Source organism: Ruegeria sp. CDSC002, from assembly GCF_059610905.1.
In genome coordinates this window covers 378,609-392,519 of sequence record NZ_JBXWOM010000003.1, presented here as the reverse complement: position 1 = coordinate 392,519, position 13,911 = coordinate 378,609, and the positions used below count along the sequence as shown (strand labels likewise).

Sequence of the window (13,911 nt, the reverse complement as noted above, 5' to 3'; positions counted from 1 at the left end):
TTGGGAAACAGAGGCGCGTCTCTGAATTGCAATCTTACCTTGAAGCCAGACTTGAAGGACGCCCTGGGCCAGAGTGGCTAGATGGGCAGCTGATTGATCTAGCCTCACGTACATCTGAAATGCTCGGTGCGTGTATCGCATTTGGTCCAAATGCAAATCTTCCAAATCTATCGCAAGCGGATTGGGACTTGGCCGGGGCGGTTGGGTACGAGTTTACTCGATGTGGCCCTGAAGGCGTTCGAGAAGGGCTTGAAGCGGTGCAGAAGAAGACGCCATGCTCCAAGGTCCAAGGTCCAAGGTCCAAGCCGGGCCGCAAGGTGTGTTCGGTGTTCTTTATAAGTGGATTCAGTTCAAAAAAAACCGAAAACCGATTGGGCCATTTCGGGAGGTTTTCCGTGAACATATTCTGGAAACCATGCCAATTGGTGCGGGGACGATTCTGTTTGGAGAACCCGTTTTGCAGCGGCGGCGTCATTCTGTAGTGTCACTGAGCCAGAAGTTTGGTGTGCACCCCAGAACAGTTCGAAATGCGCTGATGGTCGCCGATCTGCTGCCTGCGGACTATGACGCGAAACGGGATTTCGGAGCCATTGACGTTGCTCGTTCTGAAGACCTTCTCAGCAGGATGCGGCGTTCGGTTCCGATTTCAGAGGTTCCAAAATACCTAGGCTGCAAACGGCCCCAAGTGACGCAGCTCATCGAAGCTGGGATGCTTAAACCAATCGCGGGCTGTAGAGATGGCCGAAGGAGCATTGCTCAGGGAGTTGACGCCAACGACCTGGACAGTTTTGTGAATCGCTTGCGAAGTTTCGGACAGCCCATTTCTGAGCCCTCAGAGCGTATGTTGGGAATTGCCAATGCGGCTGAAGCCTTGAAAGTGCCCGCTGTCAAGATTGTCGAACTGTTGCTCCAAAGGCAACTAACTGGAGTTGAGCTTCTCGACGAAGAACTGCGTTACCAATCTGTACTTGTTGACGTGGCAGAAGTGGGTGAAAAACTCGGTTGTCAAACCGGTTCTCCCGGGAAATCGATTTCGGATGTCGCGCGAAAGCTTGGCTTTTCTGCCACCTCAGTCGACTTCCTTCTTCGAACTCCACCAGACGGAATGGAACCGGTTCTGACAATTTGCGGACAAGCTAGACACATGGGGCAGATGCGCGATCTTGTTAGCCCTGCTAGCGTGGACCGTTTCAAGGTGGACTATCAAAAGATTACCGACGTTGCGACGAGAATGGCAACAACAGTTCCGGAAGCCCGAAGGAAGTTAAAATCTCGAGGGATCTTGCCAGTTTGGGAACCCAAAGCGGCGGGAGTGGAGCTCTACAGAACCTCAGAATTCTAGAAGAACAAAAAGCTGGAGTAACAGCCGCCCTTCGGGGCGGCTTTTTTGTGGCCCAAATTTTTTTGTGGGCGACAATGAGTTGTCAAGATGGGCGAAGTGGCCGCAGCATAATCAAGGGTGATACTAAATGTATATAAAAAACAATGTTTTGGTTTTTGGGGGCTGCCGATTATGGGTTATTTATGCCCAACGGAACAGCCGGTTTCAAATTGGTCTGACCAAAGAAGTGCCAAGCCTGTGTTGAGCAGGTTTGGCATTTTTTTTGAAAGCCCTGCAGCACGCAGGCCAAGGACGAACGGGACGTATTGTATTGAAGGTCGTAATTCATCAAGGTTTCCATAAAACGGGCACAACGACCCTGCAAAAGACGCTCTCGAAAAATCGGGAATACCTGAAAGATCGCGTGAATGTTCTATTGCCTGATGACTTGCAAGAAGCCAGCCTGGCTGCACGGCGGTATGCGGTCGCCCCCAAGGATCGCACCCTTCGCAATTTCGGAGCAATCGTTCGCGAGGCGCTGAAGCCTTTTGCGGACCATGGTGGCAAACCCCTGCTGATCAGCAATGAAGAATTCGCTGGTTTGATCCCCGGTCGCAAAGGGGTTTGGTCATATGAGCAAACGCACGTTCTTGCCAAAATTCTGTTGGATCAGGTCTTGCGCCTGACTGATGCCGGGGATCGCATTATCTTTCTATTTACGACCAGAAACGCGGCTGATTGGATCAGAAGTACGTATTGGCAAAACCTTCGCAGCCACAGAATCCGCGAGGATCTGACACAATACGGCAAGGCGTTGCAACAGGGTGCAGATCTTGAGGCGGTGGTCCGCCGCGTGAAAGAGGTGGTTTCACCGCGCGCCGAGGTGGAATCTGTCAACGTTTCTGGTCCGGACGATCACGATTTCCCGTTGATTAAGGCACTGTCCATTCTAAACGTGAGATCCGATAGGCTCATCACAAGTGACAATCGGAACGTCCAGCCAGCCGGAGGCACGGACTATTTTCTGGACCTGAACCGATCGAATTTGAGCGATGAAGAGGTAGCGGCCGCGAAACGAGCTTACTTGGACAAGCTGAAGCGGTCGAATGGCATCCATTGATGAGTTGAAGCAAGGGTTGGCCCAGATTGGTACCACTGCCCAATTTAGTTGCTGTAATGCAACGATCAGACGGCTCAAATCGGATGCCCAGATAGGATTGGATGAACCAGAATATCATGGTTTCCGAAATACCGCTGGGAATTGGTGGTGCATGAAGAGCGAATACCTTAGGTATAATTTGCAATTTAAAAACAAATATTTGAGTAGAGAATCGCTTTGAGCTTTCTTGAGGTTGGTCCATCGCCTTTTTTTCAAAAACAATCTAAGGTTGAATTTATTTCACTTTTAGTATCAGTTTGACTTGACACACCGGAAACATTTACGTGATTGCTGCGCTTCGGTCTCTTTTCCGCCAGATTCTGTCCTGATAAGAAGGTGCAGTAAGCAGTGATTTGTTGAAAGGTACAGGCGGATACAATGACAGCCGGGGACAGCGGTCGCATATCCATTTCGTGGACGCAGACAGAGTTAAACGGACTTGAGGCGGCGCCTCAGTCTTTTTTGAAAATCGGAGCCGCATGGTCGTGGCGTGGGCAGGCTCTTTCATTGGCCAGTCCGGCCGAGCAGGGCCTTGTGTTGTCAGGCCAGGCCGAAGTTTATTCCTCAAAATTGCAAAGCAGCATAGCACCGTCGCCGAATCTGGCGGACGGGGCGCTGGGTCGTATCGTTCTGACCAATGGCGCGCAAAAGTACACGGCGCTCCTGTTTTTGGTCGCCGGAGAAGCAAACCCAACGCTGGTTTTTGAAAACGGGTATCCCGCGCGCGATCAGGAATTCTGGGTCAGTGCGTATACCGAGTTTGAAAGCGAAAGCAATTCCAGCCTCCCGGACCAAAACGTTGTCGCTTTCCCGACGCGGTCGCCGATGGATAAGAGTTGGGAAAACACAGTTGCGGGCGTCCGAAGCGTAGCAGACTAAAACGCCAAGCAGGCCGACGAAATTCGCACATAGCAAAAAATCCACAGCCGTGTTGACTCCGCCAATTCTGCGGATATAAGCGCGGCTTCACTGGTGTTGGTGGACCCCGTAAGGGGATTCCTGTCATGGGGGAAACCTCAAGAGGACAACGCCCTTCATAGTGGCCTGTACGGGCCTCGACCTAACGAAGGAGATCAGCCGTGACCAAACGCACGTCTGCCAAGTACAAAATTGACCGCCGGATGGGTGAAAACATCTGGGGTCGTCCGAAATCCCCGGTTAACCGTCGCGAATACGGCCCCGGCCAGCACGGCCAGCGCCGCAAGGGCAAACTGTCGGACTTCGGTCTGCAGCTGCGCGCCAAGCAGAAGCTGAAAGGCTACTATGGCGACCTGACCGAGAAGCAATTCCGCCGCATCTACGCCGAAGCTGTACGTGTGAACGGTGATACCGGTGAAAACCTGATCGGTCTGCTGGAGCGTCGTCTGGACGCGGTTGTCTACCGTGCCAAGTTCGTTGCAACCGTCTTTGCTGCACGTCAGTTCGTGAACCACGGCCACGTCAAAGTGAACGGCAAGCGGGTCAACATCCCCAGCTACCGTGTCAAAGAAGGCGACGTGATCGAAGTACGCGACAAGTCCAAGCAACTGGCTGTAGTTCTGGAAGCCGCTGCTCTGGCCGAGCGTGACGTGCCTGACTACATCGACGCCGACCACTCGAAAATGACCGCGACCTTCGTTCGCGCGCCGGGCCTGGGCGATGTGCCTTACCCGGTCGTCATGGAACCGAACCTGGTCGTCGAATTCTACGCGAAGAACTAATCTTCGCCGACATCCAGAATTCCAGGGCCGCGCAATTTGCGCGGCCCTTTTTTGTTTGGACATGCGATGACGCGTATTGGGTTTGAAGGCTGATCCAGCAAGTTGCATCTCGGCTATTAGAAAATATCCACCGAAGTGCCCCAATGGAACGCCTGCAGTGGGTGGGAATGCTGAAGTACACGCTTGGGTGGCGCAGGCTGTGTTTTGAATTGAACGCGTAACAACCTACGAGCAGTATTCCAGCCTGACCATTGAAGAAGTCCGCCGAAGGCGCTGGGTCAAATTGGCAGGGGCCTGCTTTCGGCGATGGCCTCCATCGCAAAGTACGAGGTCACACTGTCTAGTTCGACCTTGTCGATCAATCGCTGATACACCTTGTCATATGACGTCATATCTTGCGTGACGACTTTCAACTGATAGTCATAGTCGCCACCAATGCGGTGAAAATCCACCACCTCGGGGATGGTTAGGACATGGCTTCGAAAGGCTTGCAGCCATTCCGCCGAATGGTGCCGGGTGCGCAGCATAACAAAGACCACAAGGTTCAGCCCCAATTTTTCGCGGGCGATCCGCGCGGTCGAACCGGTAATGACGCCATTTTCGTTCAACGCCTTCAGCCGCCGCCAACAGGCATTTTGCGACAACCCGACCCGGTCCGCCAACTCACGCTGGGACAGTGTTGCGTCTGTTTGAAGTTCGCGAAGGATGCGCTTGTCAATATGATCTAATTTTTCTGCCATAAAGGAGCATATGACACAAAATTTTAGATATCTACCAAAAGAAAGGTGAAGTTTCTGCATCCCTATTCAATCATATTTGGTGATGCAATACGGAGAATTAATCATGACCTTGTCCAAATTTCGCGCAGACCTCCAATCCACCACTCGCAATTCAACCCTGCGCGACGGGCTGATCGGAGAGAATGTTCTGATCCCCGGTCTGAATGGGGACGTGCCGCTGGTTTATGCGGACTACGTCGCTTCGGGTCGTGCGCTGCAGCAGGTAGAGGATTTTGTCGCCCATGAGGTGCTGCCTTTTTATGCCAACAGCCACACTGAGGCCTCCTATTGTGGGTCGTATATGACCCGTCTGCGCCGCGAAGCGCGCGCGGAAATAGCCCGCATTGTTGGAGCAAAGGAAGACGACGCGGTGATCTTTACCGGGTCCGGCGCCACTGCGGGTCTTAACCGGCTGGTCAGTTTGATGGGAATTGAGGGGGCTGACCGGCCGGTTGTTTTGATCGGGCCGTATGAGCATCATTCGAACATCCTCCCCTGGCGGGAAAGCAAAGCGCAGGTCATCGAAATCCCCGAAGCGCCCGAAGGCGGCGTTGATCTCGGTGCACTTGAACGGACATTGGTGGACAATGCCGAATCCGATCTGATTGTCGGTTCTTTTTCCGCTGCCTCTAACGTAACCGGCATCATTACAGACCCGGACCCGATCACGCGGCTGCTCAAGTCTCATGGCGCTGTTTCGATCTGGGATTACGCTGGTGGTGGACCATATTTGCCGATGGACATGGGGCCGGAAGATGCGCGCAAGGACGCCATCGTAGTATCCCCGCACAAATTCCCGGGCGGCCCGGGCGCGTCCGGTGTGCTGATCGTCAATCAGAACGCAGTTCGCCGCACTTGCCCAAGTTGGCCTGGTGGCGGCACTGTCAGCTTTGTGTCGCCCTGGCGCCATGACTACAGCGAGGATTTGGCCACGCGAGAAGAAGCCGGAACACCCAATGTGATCGGAGATATTCGCGCCGCGCTGGCCTTCATCGTTAAGGATGTCGTCGGCACGGATGAAATTGCTGAACGGGAAGCCCGGTACAATGAAATGGCATTGAAAGGGTGGGGCGACAATCCGAACCTGACTTTGCTAGGTACTGAAAACCCGCATCGTTTGCCGATCTATTCTTTCCTTGTGCGGGACAACTCTGGCCAGCCGGTGCATCAGCAGCTGTTTACCCGGATGCTCAGCGACATCTACGGCATTCAGGCGCGCGGTGGTTGCGCGTGTGCCGGGCCATATGCGCATCGCTTGCTGGAAATCGACCGTGAAACGTCCGCTGAATTGCATGCCGCATTGTCCGCAGGGGAAGAGATGAAGAAACCCGGATGGGTCCGCCTGAATTTCTCGTATCTTATGAGCGAAGAGACGGTTCAGTTCATCATCGACAGCGTCAATGACCTGTCCCACCGGACTGAGGAATTTACCCCTTATTACAACGCGGACCCGGCGACCGCCCGCTTCAAAGCGGCGTGACGGAATTGCCGCTTTTCTCAACGCGTTGAGACGGGTATGAGAGGCTCCAACAACGGAGCCTCTTATGAACAAGATCACCCCGCAACCCGGCATTATGGACATCGCGCTTTATCAAGGCGGTCAGTCGCATGTGGCCGGGATCGAGCATGTGATCAAGCTCAGCTCGAACGAAAATCCGTTTGGGCCAAGCCCCAAGGCTATCGAAGCGGTTCGCGATAGCGCGGCAACGCTTCATCGTTATCCCAGCACCGACCACGCCAGTCTGCGCGCGGCGATCGGCGAGCGTCACGCGCTGGACCCGGCACGACTTATCTGCGGCGTTGGCAGTGACGAAGTCCTGCAGTTCATCGCTCAGGCTTATGCGGGCCCGGGGGATGAGGTCATCTATACCGAGCACGGGTTTTCAATGTACCCGATCATCGCCCGCATGGCGGGCGCGACACCGGTGATGGTGGCCGAGCGCAATCGCCACGTGGATGTCGAAAACATTCTGGCCGCCGTGAGCGACCAGACCCGGATCGTGTTTGTGACGAACCCGGGCAACCCGACCTCGACTATGATCCCCGAGGCTGAGTTGCTGCGTCTGGCCGAAGCATTGCCTAAGACCTGCCTGATGGTGATCGACGGGGCCTATGCCGAGTTTGTCGATGGGTTCGACGGTGGTGCATCGCTGGTGGATCGGTTTGACAACGTGATCATGACGCGGACCTTTTCCAAGGTGTACGGTCTGGGCGGAATGCGTGTCGGTTGGGGCTATGCTGCGCAATCGATTATCGACGTACTGAACCGGGTGCGTCAGCCCTTTAACCTGTCCTTGACCGCTTTGGCGGCAGCAGAGGCTGCGGTGAATGACATAGAATTCCTGTCCTATTGTCAGGCTGAAAATGCGCGCCTGCGGGTGTGGCTGTCGGAAGAACTGGCCAAGATCGGCGTGCCCTCGGATGCGTCCTGCACCAACTTTATCCTCGCCCGCTTTGCCGATCGGGCAGAGGCTGAGGCGTGTGACGACTATCTGAAGACACAAGGTTTGATCGTGCGCCGTGTGGCGGGCTACAACCTGCCAAATGCCCTGCGGGTCACCGTAGGCGACGAAGAAGCCTGCCGCCGCGTTGTTGCGGCCATCACCGCGTTCAAAGGGGGCGTCGCATGAGCCAAGTTTACGACCGTGTGGCCTTGATTGGTCTTGGCCTGATCGCCTCGTCCATGTTCTGGGCGATCAAACGTGCCGGGCTTGCTGGCGAAGTGACTGGCTATGCCCGGTCCGAGACCACCCGCGACACGGCCCGCCGCATCGGCTTGTGTGATCGCGTCTGCGATACTGCGCAAGAGGCGGTCGAGGGCGCGGATCTGGTCGTTCTCTGCGTTCCTGTCGGCGCGATGGGCGCTGTTGCAAAAGATATTGCACCTGTCCTGAAACCCGGGGCGACGGTGACTGATGTCGGCTCGGTCAAGCGTCACGTTATTCAGGCCGTCGGGCCGGTAATCCCGGATGGTGTGCATTTCATCCCCGCGCACCCCCTGGCAGGAACTGAGCATTCTGGCCCGGAATCGGGTTTTGCAGAACTCTTTGACAACCGCTGGTGCCTTTTGGTTCCGGTTGAAGGGTCGGACCCGGATGCGATTGCCCGTTTGCGGGCACTTTGGGAAGGCATGGGGTCAAACGTCGATGAGATGGACGCGGATCACCATGATCTGGTTCTGGCAGTCACATCGCACGCGCCGCACCTGATCGCCTATACGATGGTGGGCGTTGCGGATGATCTGCGCCGGGTCACCGATACCGAGGTCATCAAGTATTCCGCCGCAGGATTCCGAGACTTCACCCGCATCGCGGCCTCTGACCCGACCATGTGGCGGGACGTGTTCCTGACCAACAAGGATGCGACGCTGGAGATCCTTGGCCGGTTCACCGAAGAACTGTTTGCACTGCAGCGCGCGATCAGAACAGGTGACGGCGAGCAGTTATTCGACTATTTCACCCGTACGCGCGCCATCCGCCGCGGCATCATTGATGCAGGCCAGGATACGGATGCGCCTGATTTCGGACGGGGAAAAACGAACCCATGACGCAGGGCTGGAGAACCATTCTGACCGGATTTGCAGCGCTTTGCGCAATGTCAACTCAGGCTGGTTCGCTGGAACGTTCGTTAATACCGATATCGCGACCTCAGGCTACACTTGCGGTCCTTAGCAGCGCAGTGCCTCAGCTGCCTCCGGCAACCATTCGCCCAGAATTGCGGCCGGATTCACCGCAGGTTTTAGCAGCCGCGGCACGGCCTGCAGAGCTGCCTCTGCTTGGCCCGGACACGTCGCTGATGCCTTACCTGCGGCCCAAAGCCTTGGAGCAGGAGGCGCTGTTCAAAAAGCGCAAACTGCGTAAAGGATCGGTGTGTGGCGACATCGATATTCAGGGTAAGCCTGTCGGGACGGTACCGGGCAAAATCAAGGCTTGCGGGATCAAGGACGCTGTTCAGATCACCTCGGTCTCAGGTGTGACGCTTAGCCGTCCCTCCACGATGGATTGTGGAACGGCGATTGCGCTGAACAAATGGGTTGAGAAAGCGGTCAAGCCGACGTTCAAGCGACGCGGGCCTGTGGTTCAATTGCAGGTTGCCGCACACTACGCGTGTCGGACGCGCAACAACCGCAAGGGCGCCCGCATTTCCGAGCATGGAAAAGGCCGCGCGATTGATATCTCGGCCTTCAAGATGGCCGATGGAGAGGTTGTGACGGTCCTGAATGGCTGGCGCAAGAACCCATCGCAAAAACAACTGGTCAAGATCTGGCGCGATGCATGCGGGCCGTTTGGCACCGTATTGGGGCCAAACGCGGACCGTTATCACCGGGATCATTTCCATCTGGATACAGCCCGCCACCGTCGCGGGCCATACTGCCGTTAGCGCAGGATCAGGCGGGGGGCAGGCCCCAGCGGCAAAGGCCCCAGCGCCACGAATCCGTCGCGGAAGTTAAGCTGCAGGTCTAGCGCATTTGGATTACCGCCCAGCCCGGCCATGAAATTCAGCGCGCGCGTCACAGGATCAACGGCCTGATCGGGCAGGGCACCTGCGGCATTGGCCATTGCAATCATGTCGCGCCAGTTTTCAGCTTTGACCGCAATCTCGCCCGTTGGGATTCCCTGGTGGTCGATGTCGAGCTCACCCGCTGCAAACAAACGCAAAGCACCCCATTTCATCTCGGCAAGGTTCAGGTCAATCTTCACCGGCTGTGGTCTACCCTGTTCCAGAGCCGTACGATCCCACGGTTTGTTGAACGTGGCTGTCATGTCCAGTTCGAGCGTCTCAAACGCCTGCGGCAATGTGGTGGCCGACCGCATCAAATCGCGCAGACCATCTCCCGGGGTGAACCCGTCTATTCGAGCACCGATGGCATAGGTTACCGGAATAGAGGTCTGTTCCATAACCACTGTCAGCGTATCGCCGCCAGCCAGCGCTTCGGCATCATCAGTGATCAACCATGAACCCGCGGTCAAAGCCATTTTTTCCAGTACCAGCGCGACACCGGGCTGTAGCTGCAGCTCGGCTTGCAGGTCGCTGGCTTCAATGGTCGCCGTCTGATCAAAATAGGACAGGCGCTGGGGGGTGTCAGCAAAGCGCAGCACCTGACGTCCCGGCCAGATTGCAGGGCTTTGGAATTCGATCCAATCGGCGCTCCATGCGGTGCCGTTGACTGGATCAGCCAGCGCCGGACTGTTCAGGCGCGTAACGTGGCGCAACGGATACCCGGCTGTTGAAACATCGGAAAAGTCCGCCTGCCAGCCTTGTTTCTGCTGATTGTCGAACCAGGCGGTGATTGCGTTGCGCAATCCGAATCCGGCAACGAACCAGTAGGCGCTCCAGATAACCGTTAAGAAAATGACTACTCGTATTAGACCGCGCATGGCAGTTGGCCCTTTTTCCCGCGTTGAATTTGATGTTTATAGGCCCAAACGGGCAAGGACCAGAGCTATGACGATGTGGGTTTTCGGATATGGATCGCTGCTGTGGAATCCGGGCTTTCCGGTGGCCCGAAGCGAACACGCCACGCTGCATGGGTATGCGCGGTCCTTTTGTATGAGTTCGATCCACCACCGCGGAACCGAGGAACATCCGGGTCTGGTGCTGGCGTTGGACGAACAGATCGACGCCAATTGCACAGGCTTGGCGCTTGCGGTCGAAGCTGGCCATGAAGAACGAACCCTTCACGAATTGCGTGAACGCGAGCTGATCTCATCGGCCTATGTCGAGAAAAACCTTGATGTGCATCTGAACACTGGCGATGTCATCACCGCCGTGACCTATGTGATCGACGCAGACCACGTTCAATACTGTGGTGGTATGCCGTTAGAGGAGCAAGCGCAGATCATTGCGCATGCGGTTGGCGGGCGCGGGCCGAATACAGAATACCTGTATAATACTGCGGAACATCTGGCCGAGATCGACCTGCGCGATCCTGATCTTGAGTGGTTAGCGCAACGGGTGCGCAGTATCACAGCATAAACCCTTGGCGTCACCGGCGGATTTTGGCTAGATTCAAGCCAGAGCAGGCAAAAACCGGGAAACACGCGCATGGCGCAGGCACATCAGGGCGCGAGACCCCATTTCTCGCATCCCATTCGTCAGATTGTGATGATGTTGGTCGCAATTGGCCTGGCGGGTTTGGGCGTCTTTATGGCGCTGCCTTATGTGCTGCCGGTGTTTCAGGCCAACCCGTACCTGAACGGCTTTATCATCCTGGTTTTCATAATCGGCGTTTTCGCCTGTTTCTTTCAGGTGACACAGCTGATTGGCTCGGTGCGCTGGATCGAGGCTTTTGTTGGCGGCGTTGTCCGCGAGGACGCGCGCACCCCGCAATTGCTGGCACCTTTGGCCTCATTGCTGCGCGAACGTGGTGCACGGTCACAGATCAGTTCCAGTTCGACCCGGTCGATCCTGGATTCGGTTGCAGAACGCGTCGAGGAAGAACGTGAGATCACGCGCTATATTACCAATGTTCTGATTTATCTGGGCCTTTTGGGCACGTTCTTTGGATTGGCGACCACTGTCCCAGCTATTGTCGACACGATCCGCAGCCTGAACCCGCAAGAGGGCGAAGAAGGACTGGCCGTGTTCAACCGCCTGATGGTGGGGCTTGAGGCCCAGCTACAAGGAATGGGCGTGGCATTCGGTTCGTCCCTTTTGGGCCTTGCCGGGTCTCTGATCGTCGGGTTGCTGGAACTGTTCACGGGTCACGGTCAGAACCGGTTCTACCGCGAGCTTGAGGAATGGTTGTCCTCAATCACCCGTGTTGGCTTTGCCGCAGCTGAGGAGGGTGGGGCGGAAATTGCGGTCCTGACACCCGTTCTAGACGCGATGTCTGAACAGATGGACGCGTTGCAAGACCTGTTTTCGGGGCAAGAGGCTGATCGCGCCACCGTGTCGGTCAAGCTGGGCCAGTTGGTCGACGCGATTGGTGAGATGAATGTGCGACAGTCTGAATCCGAAGGGGTGACAGCCGCATTGGAACGCGTGGCCCTTGGGCAGGACGCCCTTCTGGATCACATGCGTGATCAGGGCACGGGTGAAGGAATTGACGCCGAAAGCCGGATGCGCCTGCGGTCGATGGACGTTCAGCTATTGCGCATCCTCGAAGAAATCTCGGCCGGTCGTCAGGAAAGCATGAGCGAACTGCGCAAGGATATCGAATTGCTGGTCAAAGCTCTGACATTGCCCCGAGGCGCCGTGCGCACCGCTCCGGAAGGAGAGTAATCCATGGCTCTGTCCCGTCGCACAGGTCAGCGTTTTCAGGGCTCGGTTTGGCCGGGTTTTGTTGACGCGATCACCGGTTTGCTGATGGTGCTGACCTTCGTTCTGACCATCTTTATGGTGGTGCAGTTCGTGTTGCGCGAAACCATTTCCGGGCAAGAGGACGAATTGACCGCCCTGTCGGACGAAGTCGCAGCGCTGGCCGGGGCATTGGGATTGGAGGAGCGTGAGAATAGCCGCCTGGAGGCCCGTCTTGGCGCCTTGAACACGACCCTGTCGCAAACTGAAGATACGCTGGCGCGGGCCGAAGTGGACCTGGCCTTGTCGCAGGCACGTATCACGGATTTCGAGGCGCAGGTCGCCGCACTTCTGACGGATCAGGAGCGGGCGCGCGGTGCCATTGCAACACTGGAATCCCAGCGCGCCAAGTTGCTGGAGGACCAAGAGGCGCTGAACCTCGCACTGGCGCAAAGCCGATCTGAGATCGACGAACAGGCCGAAGCCGCCCGGCTGGCTGCCGCCCAACGCGAGGCGCTGGAGGCGTTGGTTGCGGATCTTGAACAAAGCGACGCGGCGCAATCCACCCGGATCAGTGAACTGGAAGAACAGATCAGTGCGGAAGAGGCCGCCAAGCTAGCCGAAGCTGCAGCTGCCGAGAACCTGCGCAACCGTCTGCAGGATGCAGATGCCGAGTTGACAGCAATGACACTGGCCTTGGAAGCACAGCGCAAAGAAGCTGAGGATACATTGACCCTGCTTGCCGCAGCACAAGCCGCCAGGGCCGAGCTTGAGCGCCAGTTCGGTGCGCTGGATGCGGACGAGTTGCAGGCGCAACTACAAGCCGCTTTGGCTGCGCAGACCGCGGCACAGGCCGAGGCACAATCGCAGCGATCATTAGCCGAAGAGCGTGCAAACCTATTGGCTGTGGCCCGTGAAGCGATCTCGGCGGAGAAAACGATTTCCGCAAAAGCGCAGCGAGAGACGGCGTTGTTGAATCAACAGATGGCGGCGCTGCGCCAACAACTTGGCGGGTTGCAGGCGTTGTTGGACGACTATGAAGAACGCAACGCCGCTTCGGACATTCGAATTCAGACCCTGGGTCAGGACCTGAACGCAGCTTTGGCCCGCGCGGCCTCGGAAGAACGTCGCCGGCGCCTGCTGGAAGAGGCTGAGCGTGTCCGGCTTGAAGCCGAGGCAGAAGCTCTGTCTGGACAAAATCAGGAACTGGCGGCGCAGGCCGAAGATCTGCAGCGCTATCGGTCAGAGTTCTTTGGAAGACTGCGCGACGTTCTCGGGGATGAAGAAGGCGTTCGGATCGAAGGCGACCGTTTTGTATTCTCGTCCGAGGTCCTGTTTGACACGGGTTCGGCCGTTTTGTCACCGGCCGGGCAGCAGGACATCGCCAAAGTGGCCAATATCCTTCGCAGCGTGGCGGCTGAAATTCCCGAAGGCCTGAACTGGGTGATCCGCGTCGATGGTCACACCGATAACGTGCCACTTGCCGGGTCCGGGCGCTATCGCGACAATTGGGAGCTTAGTCAGGGCCGCGCCTTGTCCGTCGTGCGCTACATGGTCGATGCGCTGGGCATCCCGCCGAGCCGGTTGGCCGCAAACGGTTTTGGTGAGTTCCAGCCCGTAAACCCGGCAGACACCCCGGAGGCCCGGGCACAAAACCGCCGGATCGAGCTGAAACTCACCGAAAGGTAACCGAGACACTCGTTAAGGGTACGG

Annotated in this window: 13 protein-coding genes; 11 read left to right on the top strand and 2 right to left on the bottom strand. The window is 56.7% G+C overall.

Annotated features, from left to right (window positions below; all coding sequences use genetic code 11):
* The first annotated feature begins 274 nt into the window (after positions 1-274).
* The 4 genes from AC2FJE_RS08160 to rpsD all read left to right on the top strand — a co-directional run bounded on the left by AC2FJE_RS08160 (position 275) and on the right by rpsD (position 4,180).
* Positions 275-1,342: a hypothetical protein gene (locus tag AC2FJE_RS08160; protein ID WP_496760853.1), complete on the top strand. Its 1,068-nt coding sequence runs from the start codon at positions 275-277 to the stop codon at positions 1,340-1,342.
* Positions 1,343-1,652: 310 nt separating this feature from the next.
* On the top strand, positions 1,653-2,441 hold the full coding sequence (locus AC2FJE_RS08155; RefSeq protein ID WP_496755296.1) for a hypothetical protein: 789 nt from the start codon (positions 1,653-1,655) through the stop codon (positions 2,439-2,441).
* A gap of 417 nt (positions 2,442-2,858) precedes the next feature.
* On the top strand, positions 2,859-3,359 hold the full coding sequence (locus AC2FJE_RS08150) for a hypothetical protein (protein ID WP_496704832.1): 501 nt from the start codon (positions 2,859-2,861) through the stop codon (positions 3,357-3,359).
* A 200-nt stretch (positions 3,360-3,559) separates the two neighbouring features.
* Entirely contained in the window at positions 3,560-4,180 is a 621-nt protein-coding gene (rpsD, locus tag AC2FJE_RS08145; RefSeq protein ID WP_058275494.1) for a 30S ribosomal protein S4, read from the top strand.
* 278 nt (positions 4,181-4,458) lie between these two features.
* Here rpsD and AC2FJE_RS08140 read toward each other — a convergent pair whose 3' ends face one another.
* The gene (locus AC2FJE_RS08140; protein WP_496755295.1) at positions 4,459-4,920 is read right to left on the bottom strand and encodes an Lrp/AsnC family transcriptional regulator; all 462 of its coding nucleotides are present in this window, start codon (positions 4,918-4,920) and stop codon (positions 4,459-4,461) included.
* 103 nt (positions 4,921-5,023) lie between these two features.
* Here AC2FJE_RS08140 and AC2FJE_RS08135 point away from each other — a divergent pair, with 103 nt between their 5' ends.
* The 4 genes from AC2FJE_RS08135 (at position 5,024) to AC2FJE_RS08120 (ending at position 9,339) form a co-directional block, all read left to right on the top strand.
* Entirely contained in the window at positions 5,024-6,439 is a 1,416-nt protein-coding gene (locus AC2FJE_RS08135; protein WP_496760843.1) for an aminotransferase class V-fold PLP-dependent enzyme, read from the top strand.
* Positions 6,440-6,503: 64 nt separating this feature from the next.
* Positions 6,504-7,589, top strand: coding sequence for a histidinol-phosphate transaminase (gene hisC, locus AC2FJE_RS08130; protein ID WP_496755291.1), 1,086 nt, complete (start codon positions 6,504-6,506; stop codon positions 7,587-7,589).
* Positions 7,586-8,506 carry a prephenate/arogenate dehydrogenase family protein gene (locus AC2FJE_RS08125; protein ID WP_496696203.1) on the top strand — a complete coding sequence of 307 codons (921 nt, stop codon included), beginning with the start codon at positions 7,586-7,588 and terminating at the stop codon, positions 8,504-8,506. The genes hisC and AC2FJE_RS08125 overlap by 4 nt, the downstream gene beginning before the upstream one ends.
* On the top strand, positions 8,503-9,339 hold the full coding sequence (locus AC2FJE_RS08120) for an extensin-like domain-containing protein (RefSeq protein ID WP_496760842.1): 837 nt from the start codon (positions 8,503-8,505) through the stop codon (positions 9,337-9,339). The genes AC2FJE_RS08125 and AC2FJE_RS08120 overlap by 4 nt, the downstream gene beginning before the upstream one ends.
* On the opposite strand, the gene AC2FJE_RS08115 is transcribed toward AC2FJE_RS08120, so the two are convergent.
* The gene (locus tag AC2FJE_RS08115; protein WP_496755286.1) at positions 9,336-10,337 is read right to left on the bottom strand and encodes a DUF2125 domain-containing protein; all 1,002 of its coding nucleotides are present in this window, start codon (positions 10,335-10,337) and stop codon (positions 9,336-9,338) included. The genes AC2FJE_RS08120 and AC2FJE_RS08115 overlap by 4 nt on opposite strands.
* 67 nt (positions 10,338-10,404) lie before the next feature.
* On the opposite strand from AC2FJE_RS08115, the gene AC2FJE_RS08110 reads away from it, so the two are divergent.
* From AC2FJE_RS08110 to AC2FJE_RS08100, 3 genes are all read left to right on the top strand, one after another.
* The gene (locus tag AC2FJE_RS08110; RefSeq protein WP_496755284.1) at positions 10,405-10,935 is read left to right on the top strand and encodes a gamma-glutamylcyclotransferase; all 531 of its coding nucleotides are present in this window, start codon (positions 10,405-10,407) and stop codon (positions 10,933-10,935) included.
* Between the two features lie 69 nt (positions 10,936-11,004).
* Complete coding sequence (locus AC2FJE_RS08105) at positions 11,005-12,183, top strand: biopolymer transporter ExbB (protein ID WP_282118959.1); 1,179 nt, start codon at positions 11,005-11,007, stop codon at positions 12,181-12,183.
* 3 nt (positions 12,184-12,186) lie between these two features.
* A complete protein-coding gene (locus AC2FJE_RS08100) occupies positions 12,187-13,887 on the top strand; it encodes a peptidoglycan -binding protein (RefSeq protein WP_496760841.1) in 1,701 nt (566 codons plus the stop codon).
* The last annotated feature ends 24 nt before the right edge of the window (positions 13,888-13,911 follow it).

Excerpts from the sequence above, each read along its gene's own strand:
- AC2FJE_RS08125 (WP_496696203.1), top strand. The coding sequence starts at position 7,586 with ATGAGCCAAGTTTACGACCGTGTGGCCTTGATTGGTCTTGGCCTGATC.
- AC2FJE_RS08105 (WP_282118959.1), top strand. The coding sequence starts at position 11,005 with ATGGCGCAGGCACATCAGGGCGCGAGACCCCATTTCTCGCATCCCATT.
- AC2FJE_RS08140 (WP_496755295.1), bottom strand. The coding sequence starts at position 4,920 with ATGGCAGAAAAATTAGATCATATTGACAAGCGCATCCTTCGCGAACTT.
- AC2FJE_RS08135 (WP_496760843.1), top strand. The coding sequence starts at position 5,024 with ATGACCTTGTCCAAATTTCGCGCAGACCTCCAATCCACCACTCGCAAT.
- AC2FJE_RS08110 (WP_496755284.1), top strand. The coding sequence starts at position 10,405 with ATGACGATGTGGGTTTTCGGATATGGATCGCTGCTGTGGAATCCGGGC.
- AC2FJE_RS08120 (WP_496760842.1), top strand. The coding sequence starts at position 8,503 with ATGACGCAGGGCTGGAGAACCATTCTGACCGGATTTGCAGCGCTTTGC.
- AC2FJE_RS08160 (WP_496760853.1), top strand. The coding sequence starts at position 275 with ATGCTCCAAGGTCCAAGGTCCAAGGTCCAAGCCGGGCCGCAAGGTGTG.
- AC2FJE_RS08115 (WP_496755286.1), bottom strand. The coding sequence starts at position 10,337 with ATGCGCGGTCTAATACGAGTAGTCATTTTCTTAACGGTTATCTGGAGC.
- AC2FJE_RS08150 (WP_496704832.1), top strand. The coding sequence starts at position 2,859 with ATGACAGCCGGGGACAGCGGTCGCATATCCATTTCGTGGACGCAGACA.
- hisC (WP_496755291.1), top strand. The coding sequence starts at position 6,504 with ATGAACAAGATCACCCCGCAACCCGGCATTATGGACATCGCGCTTTAT.
- AC2FJE_RS08100 (WP_496760841.1), top strand. The coding sequence starts at position 12,187 with ATGGCTCTGTCCCGTCGCACAGGTCAGCGTTTTCAGGGCTCGGTTTGG.